This window comes from Bradyrhizobium sp. UFLA06-24 (assembly GCF_054967145.1).
The window spans coordinates 1-16,396 of record NZ_JADFUE010000053.1; the positions used below are offsets into that span (position 1 = coordinate 1).

Sequence of the window (16,396 nt, forward strand, 5' to 3'; positions counted from 1 at the left end):
CTACGTTGTTGCTACCTTGACCATCAAGCCTGAAACCCGCGCCGAATTCATTGCCGCCGCCATCGCCTGCATCAAGGAGACGCGGAAAGAGCCCGGCAATATCGCCTATGATCTGCACGAGAGCGTCACCGATCCCACCAGGATGGTGTTCGTCGAGCAGTGGGAAAATGCCGAGGCGCTGGTGCCGCATCGCGCCCAGGAACACATGAAAACGTTCGGTCGAGTCGCGGTGAAGTGCTTTACCGCTCCGCCGAAGATCGAGATCATCACGCCCGAGAAGGTCGAGACGAGGTAACAGCGCATGATCCGGGCGACGCAGGTTAGGGGACAGCACCGCTTCACGGAAACGCCGGCGGATACGGTCGTGCTCGACTTCGACGATCGGCACCGCCGCCGCATGGCGATGACGGGGACGCGGGGGCTCGAGTTCCTGCTCGACCTGGAGAACGCCGTCGCGCTGCGCGGCGGAGATGCGCTGGTGCTGGAGGACGGAAGGCTGGTCGAGGTGGTCGCGGCGCCCGAGCCGCTGCTCGAGATTCGTGGTCGCGATCCGCACCACCTGATCCGCGTTGCCTGGCATCTCGGCAACCGCCATCTGCCGACGCAGCTGATGGCCAAAGCCTTGCGTATTCGCCGCGACCACGTGATCGAGGCGATGGTGAAGGGCCTCGGCGCGCGCGTGGTCGAGATCGAGGCACCGTTCGATCCCGAAGGGGGCGCCTATGCCGACGCTGGCCATGCGCATGCGCACGACGATAATGCGCATCATGATCATGGTCACCACGGTCATGGCCATCATCACCATGATCATCACGACCACGGCCACGGCCATGACCATGCCGCGCATGACCATGGCCACGATCACCACCATCACGACGATCATTGCGACCATCCCGACCATCACCACGGCCACAAGCATGCTCATGACCACAAATGAGCCTGTCGGCGCGGGCGACCTCGCCGAGCGTGAGGCGGCGGCGCTGTACCGGCTGATGACGTGGTTGTCGCCGGCGTTCCCCGTCGGCGGCTTCTCCTATTCCAGCGGCATCGAATGGGCGGTCGAAGCCGGGGATATCACCGATATCGCGACGCTCGCCGACTGGCTCGATGCCATGCTCGGTGACGGCTCGGGCTTTTGCGACGCGACGTTCCTGGTCCAGGCCTACCGCGCCGCTGAAGCCGGCGAAGACGCCGCCTTGAATGACATCGCAGAGCTCGCGGCCGCCTTTGTGCCGTCGCGCGAGCGGCAGCTCGAGACGACCTCGCAGGGCCGTGCCTTCATCGACATCTCCCGCGCCGCGTGGGATGCCGAGGGTTTGGATGCCATGGTCGCGGCATGCCGCACGCCATTGGTCTATCCCGTCGCCGTCGGGGTCGTCGCCGCGCTGCACGGCGTACCGCTGGCACCGACGCTGCACGCCTTCCTGCATACGCTGGTCTCGAACTGGATTTCGGCCGCGAGCCGCCTCATTCCGCTGGGCCAGACCGACAGCCAGCGTGTGCTGGTGAAACTGGAAGCTGCTGTTGCCGCGACCGCCAATCGTGCGCTGAATGCGACGCTGGACGATCTCGGCAGCGCGACCTTTCGCGCCGATCTCGCCGGTATGCGGCACGAAACGCAATATACGCGGCTGTTTCGCTCGTGAGCACGAGGCCATCCTGTCGCCGGGACGACATCAAGAGAGAGCAATTACATGACAACTTCTCACGGCCCGTTGCGTGTCGGCGTCGGTGGCCCGGTCGGATCGGGCAAGACCGCGTTGATGGATCTGCTCTGCAAGACCATGCGCGAGCGCTACGACATCGCCGCGATCACCAATGACATCTACACCAAATGGGATGCGGAGTTCCTTGTGCGATCGGGATCGCTGACGCCGGACCGCATCGCCGGTGTCGAGACCGGCGGCTGCCCGCACACCGCGATCCGCGAGGACGCTTCGATGAACCTCGCCGCCGTAGCGGATATGCGCGCGAAATTCCCCGAGCTCGACCTCGTGCTGATCGAATCCGGTGGTGACAATCTCGCTGCCACTTTTTCCCCGGAGCTCGCCGACCTCACGATCTATGTCATCGATGTGGCCGCCGGCGACAAGATCCCGTCCAAAGGCGGTCCCGGCATCACCCGCTCAGACCTCCTGGTCATCAACAAGATCGATCTCGCGCCCCATGTCGGGGCGTCCCTCGAGAAGATGAACACCGACGCCAAGCGCATGCGCGGCGAGCGTCCCTTCGTGATGACCAACCTGAAGAAGAGCGAAGGGCTCGACCGTATCGTCGGCTTCATCGAGGCTAAAGGTGGATTGAAACGGGCGGGCTGACGGGCCGCGGCGACATGGCGCAGGCATTTTCTAACGTTAACGTCTGAGGCAAGGCCGGCCAAGCGGAACTAAATTCGGACGTAGCGATTGTCTACCTCCGGTGCCCGGACCAAAGCCGCGGCTTGACGATCGGGGGCAGATTAAGCTTTTTGGGCGACCCAAGTTGCGTATAGATGCCTCCTCCGTCATTATCTCTTTCACGGGGCCCCACCCTGTTTCGGCACATGGCCGTTCGAGCGGCGTTGATATGCTCCGCGTTTATTGCCGACCTCCCGCTTTCGGTTGAGTAGTCCCGTGGTCCGGCTGGGTTTCATCATCGGCTTCATCGCTCTGCTCGGAGCCTTGCTCTCCGGGCTGGCCGCGTATCGCGTTCACGACCAGGAGCTGGCGTTGGACCGGATCGCGTTGGCGCGCGCGATCGATGTTCATGCGAGCCTGGTCCAGGACAGGTCGACTGAGCGCGAGCTGTTGGCGCGTGTCGCGTCAGGCCTGTTCCGCGCGCCCTCGGTGCTGAAGCCCAACATGCTGGAGCCGCTGCGCTCGGCCATCTACGCCTTCAAGACCGATTTCGTCGTGGCCGGCTGGGTTGCCCGTCTGCAGCCGAGCGAACTTGCCGCGGCACAGACCGCGCTCGCGGCCGCCGGCTTCCCGAAGCCGCAGATACGCGACTACGGCGACAGGCCGATCGACCCGGCAAGCCTGACCCAGCCGATCGACGTGCTGATGGACCTCGAGCCGCGCAGCGACGAGACCAAGGGGTTGCTCGGTCGTAGCTACGATAACGATCCCGTTCGCAGCGCGATGCTGACGCGCGCCAGGGTCGAGAAGCGATCGATCGCCTCAGACCCCGTGCCGCTGCTGCGCGACAACGGTTCGATCGGCGTCATTGTGGCGGCCCCCGTCATTCCCGAAGGTGCAACCGAGCCGGCCGGCTTCGTCACGTTTTCTTACGAGCTGGCCTCACTGATGCTGACGAATGACGATTTGTCGTTGTTCTCTGTCGCGCTGAAGGACCCGCGCAAGGAAGGCAGCGAGCTCGTTGCCAACGATCAGGGCGTCGTCTCCACCCGCATGACGTCGCCGGAGGGGCCGTCGCCGTCGGCGACCCGCACCATCAGCTTCGGCGGCCGGGACTGGCAGCTCGGCTATTACGCCAAGTCCAATTCGGCGCGTCGCGCCGAGCAGACCGCGATCATTGTCGCCGCCATCGGCTTTGCGATCACCGCGATGGTGTGCGGCCTGTTCGGCTACGTCGCCTACAACAATCTGAGACTCAGCCGCGAGATCCAGGTGCGGATCGGCTTCGAGCGGCGGCTGACCGCGGTGATCGACGAGCTGAATCATCGCGTGAAGAACATTCTCGCGGTGATCCAGTCGATCGTGACGCGCACGCTGCGCCATGGGTCGGACATCGATGTGGCGCGCGAGCTCCTGATCGGCCGCATCCACGCCATGTCCAACGTGGTCTCGCTGCTCAGCGAGAGTCAGTGGCAGGGCGTCAAGCTCAAGGGACTGTTCGAGGCGCGCGCCATTCCGCACGCCGATCGCATCGCCGTCAGCGGCCCGGACATCGCCGTCAGTGCGCGCGCCGCCCAGAGCCTGTCGCTGCTGTTCTTCGAACTCGCGTCGCATTCGGACGAAGGCTTGTCGTTGGTCGGCAAGCATCCGCATATCACCGCGAACTGGACGGTGACGGGCGAAGAAAATGGCGAGATCTTCCACTTCCGCTGGGAGGAGTTCAACACCAGCGAGGCGACGCGCCGGCCGGATTCGGATTTCGGCCTGATCCTGCTCGACCGGGTCGCTCCGGAAGCGCTTGGCGGCACCGCCAAGCGCTACTTCACCGACGTGTCCTATGTCTACGAGCTGACGGCGCCGATGGAGACGGTCGTTGATATGACCGAGCGCGACCGTACGGACAAGATCTCGGCGCCGGTGCGGCCCGCGAAGTAGATCTCGTGCCGGAGCTTGAATTCTAGCCGGGTCGAGCCGCCATTGCCGTCATCTCGAGTTTGACGTTCGGGCCGAGATCGGCCACGCCGACGGCGGCGCGCGCCGGCAGGTGAGCTTCGGCGAAATGCGCCTTCCAGGCGGCATTGAACGCAGCCTTCTCGCTCAGGTCGGTCATGAAGATGGTCACCTGCAAGACCTTGGACATATCTGATCCGAGAGTCGCCAGCAGGCGCGACATCTGGCCGAGCACATCGTGAGCCTGGCCAGACATATCGAGGCTCGTGTCCTCGGGGACGATTCCACCGATGTAAAGCACACCTGCGTGCTCGACCACTTCGTGGAGCAAGCCTTCGTACGGCGAGATGCGTTTGATCATGACGAGAATGGTGCTCCTGTCGAAAGAGGGATGAGATTGGCCGCATCTAGCGCCGGTCTAGAACTTCGGCCGCAGCACCAGGTCGACCAGATTGCGCGCGTAGGCCGGCGTGATCGGCGCGATACCGAAGACGTAGCGGTAGAACAGGCTGCCATAGATGGCGTCGTACAGATCTTCCGGCGGGCCTTCGGCGAGAATGCTGCCATCCTTTTGCCCGGCGGCAATCATCTTCACCAGCGCGTCGCGGCGGAATTGCAGGTAGCGGGCATAGAACAGTTCGGCCGAGCCGGTTTTCGAGATGCATTCGGAGATGACGGCCAGCTGCACCTTGCCGAACTCGCCCTGCAAGGCTTCGGCATAGGCCGCGGCATGGCGGCGCGTGCGCGCCGCGGGCGTGCCCGCGCTCACCGGGGGCAGCGGCAGCATTTGGGCTGCGTGATGGAGAAAGGCGTCGATCAGCAGCGCCTCTCGCGAGGGCCACCATTTGTAGATCGTCATCTTGGAGACGTTGGAATGGCGTGCGATCGCATCAATCGTGGTTGCGACAAGGCCGGTTGCGGCCATCAGCGCGTAGGCGCTTTCGAGAATGGCGTTGCTGGTCTCGATCGAACGCGGCCGGCCGCGCCGGGGAGCGCCCTCGGCCGCATCGCTCGTGTCTTTCGCCATGACCAAGCCGGTCTCTCCTCGTGCAGAGGCCGCCATTCCGCGGCAGCCTCGTCACGCATAGCGTAGCGGGGGGCTCCGGCCTAGCGAAATCGCGCGGTCGTTGCGGCTAGGCCCGTTGACGCAAGGCCGCCGGCTCGTCCTGCCGCTTCGACCAGGAGATATAATAGGCCACAGCCGTCATCGCAGCGAAACCGACGAGGCTCACGCCGATCTGCATCACGACCAGATTGGCGCCGGTGATCAGGATGAGATGACCGGCGAAGGACAGGAATACGGCGACGCAGAACACGGCGAGCCATTCCTCGCCGCATTTGATGACCATCCGGAGCGGCTTCAATTGCAGCCCCGGATGGTCGGCCGGAATGAGATAGGTTGCGATGAAGGCGAGCGCCAGGAAATGGACCACGCGATAGGGCGCGAGATTTTCCTTGTCGGTCGGCGAGATGCCGTTGAGCACGACATCAGGGAGATAGGCGGACAACGCCGGCGAATGGCGCATCAAGGTGATGGCCATCGCCGACAGCAGATAGACACCCGCGAGTGCGCGCAGCCAGGACAGATTGCGCAAGCCGTGGCCCGAGGCGCCGGTGACCGCGAACCAGCCGCCCAGCACCATCAGCATCTGCCAGCAATACGGATTGAACGTCCATTCCCGGTCGGGAAAAGCGTGAAAATTCCAGCCGAACCAGCGCGCCGCGAGATACAGCGCGACCGAGGCAGCCAGCGTCAGGTTCGGGTGTCGTAGCAGACCCCACAAGGCGAACGGGAAGAACGCCATCAACGGAATCATCAGCTGCAGGAGGTCGAGATTGAGCGGCTCCTCCTGCAGTACCAATCCCTGGACCAGGATGCGCAGCGGGTGCTCGAGAATTCCCGAGATGTTGTATTCCTCGATGATCTCAGGCGCCATCGATTGAGAGGCGACGTAGGCAATGGCGTCGATATAAATCACGAACAGGACGACATAGGCCGCATAAAGCCGCCAGACCCGGCGGAAGATGCGGGTCGCGGCAACGACATAGCCGCGCTCGAATGCCATCCTGCCGTAGATGATGGCCACCCCATAGCCCACCACGAACACGAACAGGTCGGCCGCGCCGCTGAAGCCGAAATTGCGCAGCGTCAGCAAGTTGACGACATTATTGGGGATGTGGTCGACGAAGACCGACCAGTTTGCAATGCCGAGCGTCAAATAGAGCCTGGCGTCGTGTTGGAATGCGGCAAGGTTCGCCTTGACGGACGGTTTCATCGTGAAATTGACTTCTGGAATCAGGGGCGATGCTTTTAGCGGCAACCGCCAGCCTATCCGAGTAGCGATTGCGTGAGGCCGGATGGATTTACCGCGCCTTATGAAATATTGCGCAGAGGCGGGCCATCGGATTCCTGCCAGCCGGCGTCTCCCGGCCCGCAGCGCAACTTTCTTAATGCGGTCTCACTCTTACTCCGCCGGCTCGGCCGAAGTCTCGTCGATAGCGCCGCCGCGGCTTGCCATGATTCCGAGCGCGACGCCACCGATCGCCAGGATCGGCAGCAGGCGCTTGACGCCGATGGCGCGGACGATCTGCAGGCCTGTGGCGAGCAGCATGGGATCGGCGAGCATGCTCGGGGCCGCCTTCGCGGCGCGCTCGGCGGCGAGATGTGCTTCCCGACGCAGCTCTCGTTTATAGGCCCAATAGCTCACTGCCGCGGTCAGCGTCAGCAGGAAGAAGACGCCGGCACCTGCGAGGCAAGCCTGCACCGGACCGTATTTCTCCAGGACCGAGATGAAGGCCGCCGCGCACAGGAAGCACGTGGTGATGAAGAGTGCGAAGGCCGCGCCCGCCGCCAGCGAGGTCAGCCGGACCGTCGTGCCGGTTGAGGCACTGATGCCGTCGAGAATACGCTGAAACATGGCCTAGCTCCTCAAATCACGCGTCGCCATAAGCCGGCATCGGCGGCGCTGCGGCCGCGCTGTGCTTCCAAGATTGCTTCGCCTCTCACCGGCGCCAGGCGAACCCGATCAGAAAGCCGATGCCGAGGGCAATGCCGACGGTGGCGAGCGGCCGCTGCGTGATCGCGTCTTCGAGTGTTTCCTCGATCGAGCCGTAGGCGTCCTGCGCCGCGTCCATCATCGCGCTGCCGCGCTCCGAGAAATCGTCGAGCGTCGTATCCATGTTGTCGCGGGCCTGCTTGTAACCGCGCCGCGCCTGCTTGCTCGTGGCGTTGGCGAAGGTATTGAGCGCGTCGGTGATCTGGTCGGTGAGGGCGGCGATATCGCTTTTCACGGCTGCTACATCCTTCTGAAGACGTTCTGCATTGGCCTTGTCAGTCCAGCCTCTCATCCCGGCTTCGGTATCGGTCGTGGACATCGGGGGCTCCGAGCTGTTCGGCGGTTGAGATGGGCGGAAAACGTTTCGTCGGGACGGAAGTTCCGTCGCGGAAACCAGTCATTCCTCCGGCAGCTGCGGCGAATTCTCCGGCAACAGATGCTCCTTGAGGATCAATCCGACGATCAATAGCGGCGACGACAGGAACGCGCCCATCGGTCCCCACAGCCAGGTCCAGAACGCCAGCGCGACGAAAACGGCGAGCGCATTCAGCGCCAGTCTGCGACCGATAATGGTGGGCGTGACGAAATGCCCTTCCAGGAAGGTGATGCCGCCGAAGGCGATCGCCGCGGCGAGCCCGCCGCCGATGGTCGGGAAGGTCAAAACGCCGACGAGGGCCAATATGAGGAACATCGCGACCGGCCCGATGATCGGGATGAAGTTGAGCGTTGCAGCAAGGGCGCCTAGGCCGGCCGGATTGGGCATGCCCGTGATTGCGCAAACGATACCGGCCGCAATGCCCACGCCGACATTGATGATGGTCACCGTCAGCAGATAGTTGCCGAGATGGACCTCGATCTCGTTCAGGATTCGCAGCGTGCGCAGCCGGGCATCGCGCTCGGCGAACGTCATGATCAGCGCTCGCCGCAGATCGCGCCAGCTGGCGATGAACAGGATCAGGGTCGCGAAGAACAGCAGGAATTCGGCAAAGGTCGGCGACAGGAATTCCAGCGTCGGCTGCACCCATTCCATCTTGGGCAGCTGGAAGTTTGGCAGCCCGTCCGAGCCGCCGAGCATGCTTTGGAGCTCCCGCCAGAGTGACAGGGGACGGTCGAAGACGTGCATCTTGTCCTTGAGCTGGCCCGCAAGCTGCGGCAGGCGAGAGCTCCAATCCATCACTGGTGAAGCAATGAGTGCGAAGATGAACGCGACGATGGCGGTCACCGCGGCCACGATGAGCACGGCCCCGACGGCCCGCGGCACGCGACGCTTTTCCAGGAAGGTCGCGGCCGGCGACAGCATGGTACCGGCGACCACGGCCATGACGACAGGCAGGAAGAACGCCTTGGCGAAATAGAGCACCGCGACGACGGCGATCAGGAGCAGGCCGGCAAGGGCAAAGGCAACGAACTCGGTTCGCCGGATCACCGGCGGTAGTTCGGCATGGCTGTCAGGAAGCGGGGTGCCCTCGTCGGGGCCGGACATCAGTCGTTCAGTGGGAAGGACGCGCACAATTTCTCTCCCCGCGCGGAAGTCTCCGTGCGCCCGTTGATGGCATTGAAACGCACGAGCGGGCGTCGCGGTTCCATCTCGGCCTCGTGAAGTGGTGATCGCTTGACTGTGACACGGCGGTCGCAGCGTCATCGGAACTTGAGTCGTCACCGCCGCGTTGAGGCGACAGCAGCATCACCCAGATGCACACATCCAACGGGGCACCACATGACAACGTTCTCCGGAATCCGTCGCAGCGTCTCGCCGCGCGTCGTCACCGCTTGTGCATTCGCGACAGCTTTGCTGGCCGTTCCGTTCACGGCTCAGGCGCAAACGCTGGGCTATGCGCCGATGCAGCCGCAGGCTTATCAGCAGGACCCGTCCTACGCGCAGGGTTACACCGGCGAGGCGCCGCAAGCCGCCGACGAGGATGCAGCACTGCCGGATCGCCTTCGTCGGCAGATCGTGAGTTTCGACCGCAACGAGCCGGCCGGCACCATCGTCATCGATACCGCGAACACTTATCTCTATTATGTGCTCGGGAACGGGCGGGCCATCCGCTATGGCGTCGGCGTCGGCCGCGAGGGATTTACCTGGTCGGGCGTGCAGAGCGTCAGCCGCAAGGCGGAATGGCCGGACTGGCATCCGCCGGCAGAGATGATCGCCCGCCAGCCCTATCTGCCGCGCTTCGTGGCCGGAGGGCCCGGAAATCCGCTGGGTGCCCGTGCGATGTATCTCGGCTCCAGCGAATACCGCATCCACGGCACTAACGATCCCACCACCATCGGCAAGTTCGTCTCCTCCGGCTGTATCCGCCTCACCAATGAGGACGTGACCGATCTGTTCAGCCGCGTCAGCGTCGGTACCAAGGTCGTGGTGCTGCCGAAGAATGCGCCGCTGATGGCGCGCGGCGGCGACGGCGTGCGCAAGCGGCCGGCGGTCACGACCCTGCCCTCGGGGCGCCAGGCGCTGAACGTCCCGGCGTCGTCGGTGGACTGAAGAGACTAAGCGAGGTCATATGATGAGACGTTCGATCAGCAGGCTGGCTTGCGGAACGGCCGCATTCGTCGCGATTGCTTCGCTTGGCCTCGCGCTGACGCCTTCGGCACGTGCGGAGGATTTCTTCTCGGCGCTGTTCGGTGGCTTCCGCCTGCGGCCGCCGCCGGAGATCAGGGTGCCGTTCCCGAACGACGAGGAGCCGCGCTACGATGCGCCGCGCCAGCGCGCGTCCTATGGTGGCGGCACGGCCTATTGCGTGCGCGGCTGCGACGGGCGCTACTTCCCGGCGCAAGGCAATGATGCCGAGAGCAAGGCGCAATCCTGCAAGAGCTTCTGCCCGGCGACGGAGACGTCGCTGGTCTATGGCAACGATATCGACGACGCCACCACCGACAAGGGAAAATCCTATTCCGACCTGCCCAACGCCTTCCGCTATCGCAAGGAAATCGTCGCAGGCTGTACCTGCAACGGCAAGGATCCGGTGGGGCTCGCCCAGCTCAAGATCGACGACGATCCGACCCTGCGCAAGGGCGATATCGTTGCGGGCGCCGACGGCCTCGTCGTCGCCAATCGCAACGCCAACGATCGCCGCGGCGTCGCGATGAACTTCTCGCCATTGCCTGACAAGATGCGCGCCAAGTTCCGCCAGATGCCGGTAGTGGCGAAGGAGTAGCGGGCCACTTACGCGGCGCGGATTTTGCCGAGGAAGTCGCTGACCTCGTGGCCGAGCTGGCGGCTTTGGCGCTCCAGCACTTCCGAGGCGCTCTTCACATTGTCGGCAGCCGCGGCTGCCGCATCCGCATCCGCCTTCACGCCGGTGATGTTATCCGAGACGTTCTTGGTCCCCTGAGCGGCGTATTGGGTACTGCGCGTGATCTCCTGCGTCGCGGCGCCCTGCTCCTGCACGGCGGCGGCGATCGCGGTAGCGACCTCGTTGACCTCGCCGATGATGCCGCCGATCGCCTGGATCGCGTTGATGGCGTCGCCGGCGACCTTCTGGATGTCGGCGATCTGCTCCGAGATTTCCTCGGTCGCCTTTGCGGTCTGGCTTGCCAGCGACTTCACCTCGGAAGCGACCACAGCGAAGCCCCGCCCTGCGTCACCGGCGCGGGCAGCTTCGATCGTGGCGTTGAGCGCGAGCAGATTGGTCTGCGCCGCGATCGTATTGATCAGGCCGACGACTTCGCCGATACGGCCTGCGGATTGCGCCAGGCCCTGAACGGTGCCGTCGGTCTCACGTGCCTGGGTGACGGCACGGCTGGCGATGCCTGCGGCATGGGCGGCCTGCTGGCTGATGTCGTTGATCGAGGCGGACAGCTCTTCCGCGGCCGCCGCGACGCTGTCGACGCTCATCGAGGCGTCACTGGAGGCCTTGCCGGCCACCTGCACCCGGTCGTTGGTTTGACGCGACACCGCGGAGAGATCGCCCGAGGTCTTGCGCATCTGCCCCGACGCATCGTTCAGTTCGCCAAGCGTGTTACGCACTGCGCTCTCGAACTCGCCTACATAGGCTTCGACCGCGCGCTGGCGCGCGGCGGCGCCCGCATTGCGCTCGCGCTCCTGCTCTTCGATCCTGAGCTTGTCGACGGCCTGTTGCTTGAACGTCTCGAGCGCGCCGGCCAGGGCGCCGATTTCGTCCCTGCGATCGAGATAGCCGCTGTCGACCGCAAGATCGCCGCCGGCGACCTTCAGCATCGCGTCGCGGATGGTGTTGAGCGGCTTGATGACGCGGCGGCTGACCAGCACGTTCGCGCCGACCGCAAGGGATACCGCGAGCGCGAGCAGCACCAGCTGCAGGATCAGTGCACGCTCCGCGGCGCCGCGCTGCTCCTGCGTATGGATTTTGGCGGCGTCGAGCGCGGCTTCGGCCACGGAGACCGCGCTGGCCATGCGGCCGACCGTGAGCGGGCTCCACTGGTTCGCGGTCATTTCGGCCTTCTCGCCCTTGACCAGTGTGTCGGCGAGGCGGTCGCGCAGGCCCAGATATTGCGGCTCGAAATAGGCGGTCTTGGCCGCGGCCATGGCTGAGGTGAGCGCCGGTGGCAATTGCATGCCGGACGTCGACAGTTCCAGCGCCTTCCACATCGCGGCCGTTCCGCCGACATATTGGGTGTAGCTGTAGCGCCCCTCGGGAGTGATCTTGCCGGCTGCAAGTCCGGTCGAAACAATCAGCGAGGCCTCGCCAGCCGTGTTGCGCAGCAGCCAGGCGTTCTGCTTGATCGACAGCAGCTGGTCGATCTCGGCGTCCTGGTGGTTGACGGTGGCGGCCAACGTGTTCGAGAGATTATCGAGCACGTCGAGCAGCCCCTGCGTCGTCTCCATGTATTCCTTGGTCAGCCCCGCGCGGCGCTGGTCCTTTGGCTTGGCCACGTTCTCCCAGAATTCCTTCTGTTCCTCGATCAGCAACTTGTTGAGGCGCGCCAGCTCCGGCACCAGCGTGCCGGCTTGTGGGAAATCCATGCCGGGCAGCAGCACCAGCGCCCGTGCAATGGCCGGCATCTGCGCATCACGCAGCGCGCGGAGGTACTTCTCGATCTCGGAGTCCATCGGCTCGGTCGCGTTCAGGAGCCGCGAGGTGGTCGAGCGGTCGGTGCGCAGATTGTGCATTGCCTTGAACAGATCGGCGGAGGCGTCGGCGATCTGCGAAATACGGTTGGCGGTCTTGAGGCGATCCCACGAGCCGTAGGCCGTGAGCGAGAGCGTGATTACCACGCAGACCGACGTGATCGCGATCACTGCCTTCAGCAGCGCAGATACGGTCAGGCGATGAAGCATCGAAGTCCCCCAAATTCCCATTTCGAAGTTCGCAAGCCCCGGCAAAATCGAGAAACAGGGGGCGTGTCACGATCGGCAATCACACCGTTCGCGGCTCGGGCCAGCGACGGTCTGCGATATCTGAAATGAAAAGGGTAAAATTTTAAGCAGACGCTCAGCCGGTAGAATTACGCATTTACTAGAAGTTGCAACAGGTTGCGTTGGTGGAACCGATACGCGAGACAAACGTTAGGACCTCGTTAGCAATTGCCTGAAGGGGGCCCTGCGATGCTGGTCGGCGTACTCGTCACCTTTCTCGTCGTCATTCTCGTGCTCTATCTCATCAACATGCTGCCGATGGACGGCCGCGCCAAGCAGATTGCGCGCGTTATCGTCATCATCATCGGCATCGTTTCGCTGCTGAAATATCTCGCGGTGTTCTAGCCCGCTTTCTGATCCCCGCAGCAAAAAAGCCCCGGCTTGTGCCGGGGCTTTTGATGTTCCAACAATCGGTCTCAACCCAGCGCCTTGGCCTCGCGGCGGCGCGCGGTGAGGATGTATTCCGTATAGCCGTTCGGCTGCTCGCGTCCCCTAAAGATGAGATCGCAGGCGGCCTTGAAGGCGACGCCGTCGAAGGCGGGTGCCATCGGCTTGTAGATCGGGTCGCCCGCGTTCTGCTTGTCGACGACGACGGCCATGCGCTTGAGCGATTCCATCACCTGCGCTTCCGTGATCACGCCCTGGTGCAGCCAGTTGGCGAGATGCTGGCTGGAGATGCGCAAGGTCGCGCGGTCTTCCATCAGGCCGACATCGTGGATGTCAGGCACCTTGGAGCAGCCGACGCCCTGGTCGATCCAGCGCACGACATAGCCGAGAATACCCTGGCAGTTGTTGTCGATCTCCTGCTTGACGTCGTCAGGCGCCCAGTTCGATTTCGACACCGGAATGGTGAGGATGTCCGACAGCTTGGCGCGCGGGCCGCCCTTGGTCAGCTCCTGCTGGCGCGCGATGACGTTGACCTGGTGGTAGTGCAGCGCGTGCAGCGTCGCCGCGGTCGGCGAGGGGACCCAGGCGGTGGTGGCACCGGCCTGTGGATGCGCGAGCTTCTGGGCCAGCATGTCCGCCATCTTGTCCGGCGCGGCCCACATGCCCTTGCCGATCTGGGCATGGCCGGGCAGGCCGTCGATCAGGCCCATGTCGACGTTCCAGTCCTCGTAGGCCTTGATCCAGGCCTGCGCCTTCATCTCGTTCTTGCGGATCATGGGACCCGCTTCCATCGAGGTGTGGATCTCGTCGCCGGTGCGGTCGAGGAAGCCGGTGTTGATGAACATGATGCGCTTGGAGGCGCGCTGGATGCAGGCCTTGAGGTTGACGGTGGTGCGCCGTTCCTCGTCCATGATGCCGACCTTGAGCGTGTTCTCGGGAAGGCCCAGCATCTTTTCGACCCGGTCGAAGATCTCGCAGGTGAACGACACCTCGTCGGGGCCATGCATCTTCGGCTTGACGATATAAGCGGATCCCGTGCGGCTGTTCCTGACCTTGGAATTGCCCTTGAGGTCGTGAATGGCAAGCAGGCCGGAGACGGCGGCGTCAAGCAGGCCTTCCGGCACTTCCTCGCCCTTCTCGTCGAGCACGGCGTCGGTGAACATGTGGTGACCGCAATTGCGCATCAACAGCAGGCTGCGGCCGTGCAGCTTCAATTCGCCCTTGCCGTCCGGCGTCTTGTAGCTGCGATCCGCATTGAGCGAGCGCGTCAGCGTCTTGCCGCCCTTCTCGAAATCGGCGGATAGCGTGCCGTTCATCAGGCCGAGCGTGTTGCGGTAGACCAGCACCTTGTCCTCGGCATCAACCGCGGCAACCGAGTCTTCCATGTCGAGGATGGTCGAGACCGCGGCTTCCATGATCATATCGGCGACGCCGGCGGGATCGTCCTTGCCGATCGTGCTGCTGCGGTCGATCTTCACCTCGACATGCAGGCCGTTGTTGACGAGCAGCACCGCTGATGGTGCGGCCGCATCGCCCTGAAAGCCGGCGAATTGGGTGGCGTTCTTCAGCGCGGTGGCGTTGCCGCTCTTCAGCTTCACCGCGAGCTGGCCGGCGACGACGCTATAGGCGGTGACGTCGGTGTGGCTGCCGGTCGCGAGCGGCGCGGCGGTATCGAGGAACGCCTTGGCCTTGGCGATCACCTTGTCGCCGCGCGCCTTGTTGTAACCCTTGCCACCCTCGGACGGATCATGCGGGATCGCGTCGGTGCCGTAGAAGGCGTCGTAGAGCGACCCCCAGCGCGCATTTGCAGCGTTCAGCGCATAGCGCGCGTTGGTGAGGGGGACGACCAGCTGCGGACCGCAGATCTTGCCGATCTCTTCATCCACATTGGCGGTTTCGACCTTCTGTGTCGCCGGTTCGGGGACGAGGTAGCCGATCTCCTTCAGGAAGGCGGTGTAGGCGTCGAGGTCGAAGGCCTTGCCCTTGTGGGCGCGGTGCCAGTCGTCGATCTTGCCCTGGAGCGTGTCGCGGAAGGCGAGCAGCGAGCGGTTCTTCGGCCCCAATTCCTTGATGATGGCGGCAACCCCGGCCCAGAACGCATCCGGCGCGATCCCCGTTTTGGGGGCGGCTTCCTTGGCGATGAAATCGAAAAGGACAGGGGCGATCTTCAATCCGTGGGCGTCGACGCGTTTCATGATGGGCTTTCTTGTTGGAAATGGCTGTTTTTGGCTGCTTTTGACCCGTCAGCAGCAAAATGCGCCCACGCGGGGCGGCTTTCGGGACCTATTAGCCCCAAAATCGGGGCGGTGAGAAGACCCCCGGGCGCTTGTCAAAATGTCAAGGAGAGGTCGCCACTAGGAGTGGTCGCCCAGGTCATCCCAGGGCGGCCTGCCACCCAGTGCGGAGATGAGGTGGTCGACGAAGCTGCGCAGCTTGAGGGTCACGTGTCGGTTCGTCGGGTAGACTGCATGCACCGCCAGATCCACCGAGCGATATTGAGGCAGCAACCGCACCAGGCGGCCAGCGGCTATGCTCGGTCCAAAGACGAAGCTCGGGCCATATGCGACGCCAGCGCCGCTAAGCACGGCTGACAGCAGCATCGCCATGTTGTTGGCGCGCAATCGGATGGGCCCGTCGATCACCTGTGGGCTTCCGACCGCGTCCAGGATTGTCCAGTCGCCAGCAGATACGGCGTCGCTGAATGCCAGCCGCGGAGCAAGGCGCAGGTCCTCAATCGTTCCCGGCAGGCCGTGGACATCGAGGAACGAGGGCGCGGCGCAGAACACCATTGGGCAAGGCGCAAGACGACGCGCGATCAGATCCGAATTCCGTAACTGGCCAATACGAATTGCAACATCGATGTTGTCGGCCAGAAGGTCAACGTAACCATCGCCAAGAATGATATCGATAAGGACCTCCGGGTAGCGCGCCATGTAGCTGGCGACGAGTCCGCTCAAATGCATTTCCCCGAAGGTGAGCGGCGCCGCGACGCGAAGAACGCCGCGGATCATCGTCTGGGAGTCCGCGACTTCGCGTCTCGCTTCCTCGTACTCTTCGAGGATGCGCTTGGAGCGGACGTAGTAGGCCCGACCCGCTTCCGTCATGACAAGGCTGCGGGTGCTCCGCTGCATCAATCGGACTTTCAGCTCCGCCTCCAGACTGGCGACGTGCTTGCCGGCCATCGACGCTGAAAGACCGAAGCGGCGGGCGGCCGCTACCAGGCTCCCCTCCTCGGCGGCCGCCACAAAGACGGCCATGCTGGTCAGACGGTCCATCCGCTCCCCATTCGATCAGAATGTTATCGAATGCTGATAGCAAATCGCCAA

The 16,396-nt window shown here is 63.8% G+C and carries 17 protein-coding genes; 8 read left to right on the forward strand and 9 right to left on the reverse strand.

What is annotated here, in order from left to right; genetic code table 11:
* The 5 genes from IF809_RS29690 to IF809_RS29710 form a co-directional block, all read left to right on the forward strand.
* Positions 1–295: putative quinol monooxygenase (locus tag IF809_RS29690; protein WP_462839346.1), on the forward strand; the 295-nt coding region annotated here is incomplete at its 5' end.
* Positions 296–301: 6 nt separating this feature from the next.
* A complete protein-coding gene (ureE, locus tag IF809_RS29695; protein WP_453995052.1) occupies positions 302–937 on the forward strand; it encodes an urease accessory protein UreE in 636 nt (211 codons plus the stop codon).
* Positions 918–1,646, forward strand: coding sequence for an urease accessory protein UreF (locus IF809_RS29700; RefSeq protein ID WP_453997525.1), 729 nt, complete (start codon positions 918–920; stop codon positions 1,644–1,646). Before ureE ends, IF809_RS29700 begins: the two co-directional genes overlap by 20 nt.
* A 48-nt stretch (positions 1,647–1,694) precedes the next feature.
* Positions 1,695–2,318, forward strand: a complete 624-nt coding sequence (gene ureG, locus IF809_RS29705; RefSeq protein WP_128964087.1) for an urease accessory protein UreG — start codon at positions 1,695–1,697, stop codon at positions 2,316–2,318.
* Positions 2,319–2,612: 294 nt separating this feature from the next.
* The gene (locus IF809_RS29710; protein ID WP_453995054.1) at positions 2,613–4,271 is read left to right on the forward strand and encodes a CHASE domain-containing protein; all 1,659 of its coding nucleotides are present in this window, start codon (positions 2,613–2,615) and stop codon (positions 4,269–4,271) included.
* A gap of 22 nt (positions 4,272–4,293) precedes the next feature.
* On the opposite strand, the gene IF809_RS29715 is transcribed toward IF809_RS29710, so the two are convergent.
* From IF809_RS29715 to IF809_RS29740, 6 genes are all read right to left on the reverse strand, one after another.
* Positions 4,294–4,647: a RidA family protein gene (locus IF809_RS29715; protein ID WP_462839347.1), complete on the reverse strand. Its 354-nt coding sequence runs from the start codon at positions 4,645–4,647 to the stop codon at positions 4,294–4,296.
* A gap of 57 nt (positions 4,648–4,704) precedes the next feature.
* Entirely contained in the window at positions 4,705–5,313 is a 609-nt protein-coding gene (locus IF809_RS29720; RefSeq protein ID WP_462839348.1) for a TetR/AcrR family transcriptional regulator, read from the reverse strand.
* A gap of 106 nt (positions 5,314–5,419) precedes the next feature.
* A complete protein-coding gene (locus tag IF809_RS29725) occupies positions 5,420–6,562 on the reverse strand; it encodes an OpgC domain-containing protein (protein ID WP_462839349.1) in 1,143 nt (380 codons plus the stop codon).
* A 189-nt stretch (positions 6,563–6,751) separates the two neighbouring features.
* A complete protein-coding gene (locus IF809_RS29730) occupies positions 6,752–7,204 on the reverse strand; it encodes a hypothetical protein (RefSeq protein ID WP_128964092.1) in 453 nt (150 codons plus the stop codon).
* An 85-nt stretch (positions 7,205–7,289) separates the two neighbouring features.
* Positions 7,290–7,661 carry an ElaB/YgaM/YqjD family protein gene (locus tag IF809_RS29735; protein WP_453981924.1) on the reverse strand — a complete coding sequence of 124 codons (372 nt, stop codon included), beginning with the start codon at positions 7,659–7,661 and terminating at the stop codon, positions 7,290–7,292.
* A 78-nt stretch (positions 7,662–7,739) separates the two neighbouring features.
* The gene (locus tag IF809_RS29740; RefSeq protein WP_453995060.1) at positions 7,740–8,852 is read right to left on the reverse strand and encodes an AI-2E family transporter; all 1,113 of its coding nucleotides are present in this window, start codon (positions 8,850–8,852) and stop codon (positions 7,740–7,742) included.
* A 207-nt stretch (positions 8,853–9,059) separates the two neighbouring features.
* Between IF809_RS29740 and IF809_RS29745 the strand changes: the two genes are divergently transcribed.
* Together IF809_RS29745 and IF809_RS29750 are read left to right on the forward strand one after the other, a co-directional pair.
* Positions 9,060–9,830, forward strand: coding sequence for a L,D-transpeptidase (locus tag IF809_RS29745; protein ID WP_462839350.1), 771 nt, complete (start codon positions 9,060–9,062; stop codon positions 9,828–9,830).
* A 19-nt stretch (positions 9,831–9,849) separates the two neighbouring features.
* On the forward strand, positions 9,850–10,503 hold the full coding sequence (locus IF809_RS29750; protein ID WP_462839351.1) for a DUF2865 domain-containing protein: 654 nt from the start codon (positions 9,850–9,852) through the stop codon (positions 10,501–10,503).
* An 8-nt stretch (positions 10,504–10,511) separates the two neighbouring features.
* Here IF809_RS29750 and IF809_RS29755 read toward each other — a convergent pair whose 3' ends face one another.
* A complete protein-coding gene (locus IF809_RS29755) occupies positions 10,512–12,605 on the reverse strand; it encodes a methyl-accepting chemotaxis protein (protein ID WP_453995066.1) in 2,094 nt (697 codons plus the stop codon).
* 267 nt (positions 12,606–12,872) lie between these two features.
* On the opposite strand from IF809_RS29755, the gene IF809_RS29760 reads away from it, so the two are divergent.
* Complete coding sequence (locus tag IF809_RS29760) at positions 12,873–13,028, forward strand: Thivi_2564 family membrane protein (protein ID WP_008546817.1); 156 nt, start codon at positions 12,873–12,875, stop codon at positions 13,026–13,028.
* A gap of 71 nt (positions 13,029–13,099) precedes the next feature.
* Here IF809_RS29760 and IF809_RS29765 read toward each other — a convergent pair whose 3' ends face one another.
* Positions 13,100–15,265 carry a malate synthase G gene (locus IF809_RS29765; RefSeq protein ID WP_453995068.1) on the reverse strand — a complete coding sequence of 722 codons (2,166 nt, stop codon included), beginning with the start codon at positions 15,263–15,265 and terminating at the stop codon, positions 13,100–13,102.
* A gap of 159 nt (positions 15,266–15,424) precedes the next feature.
* A complete protein-coding gene (locus IF809_RS29770; RefSeq protein WP_453995070.1) occupies positions 15,425–16,345 on the reverse strand; it encodes a LysR family transcriptional regulator in 921 nt (306 codons plus the stop codon).
* Positions 16,346–16,396 lie beyond the last annotated feature (51 nt).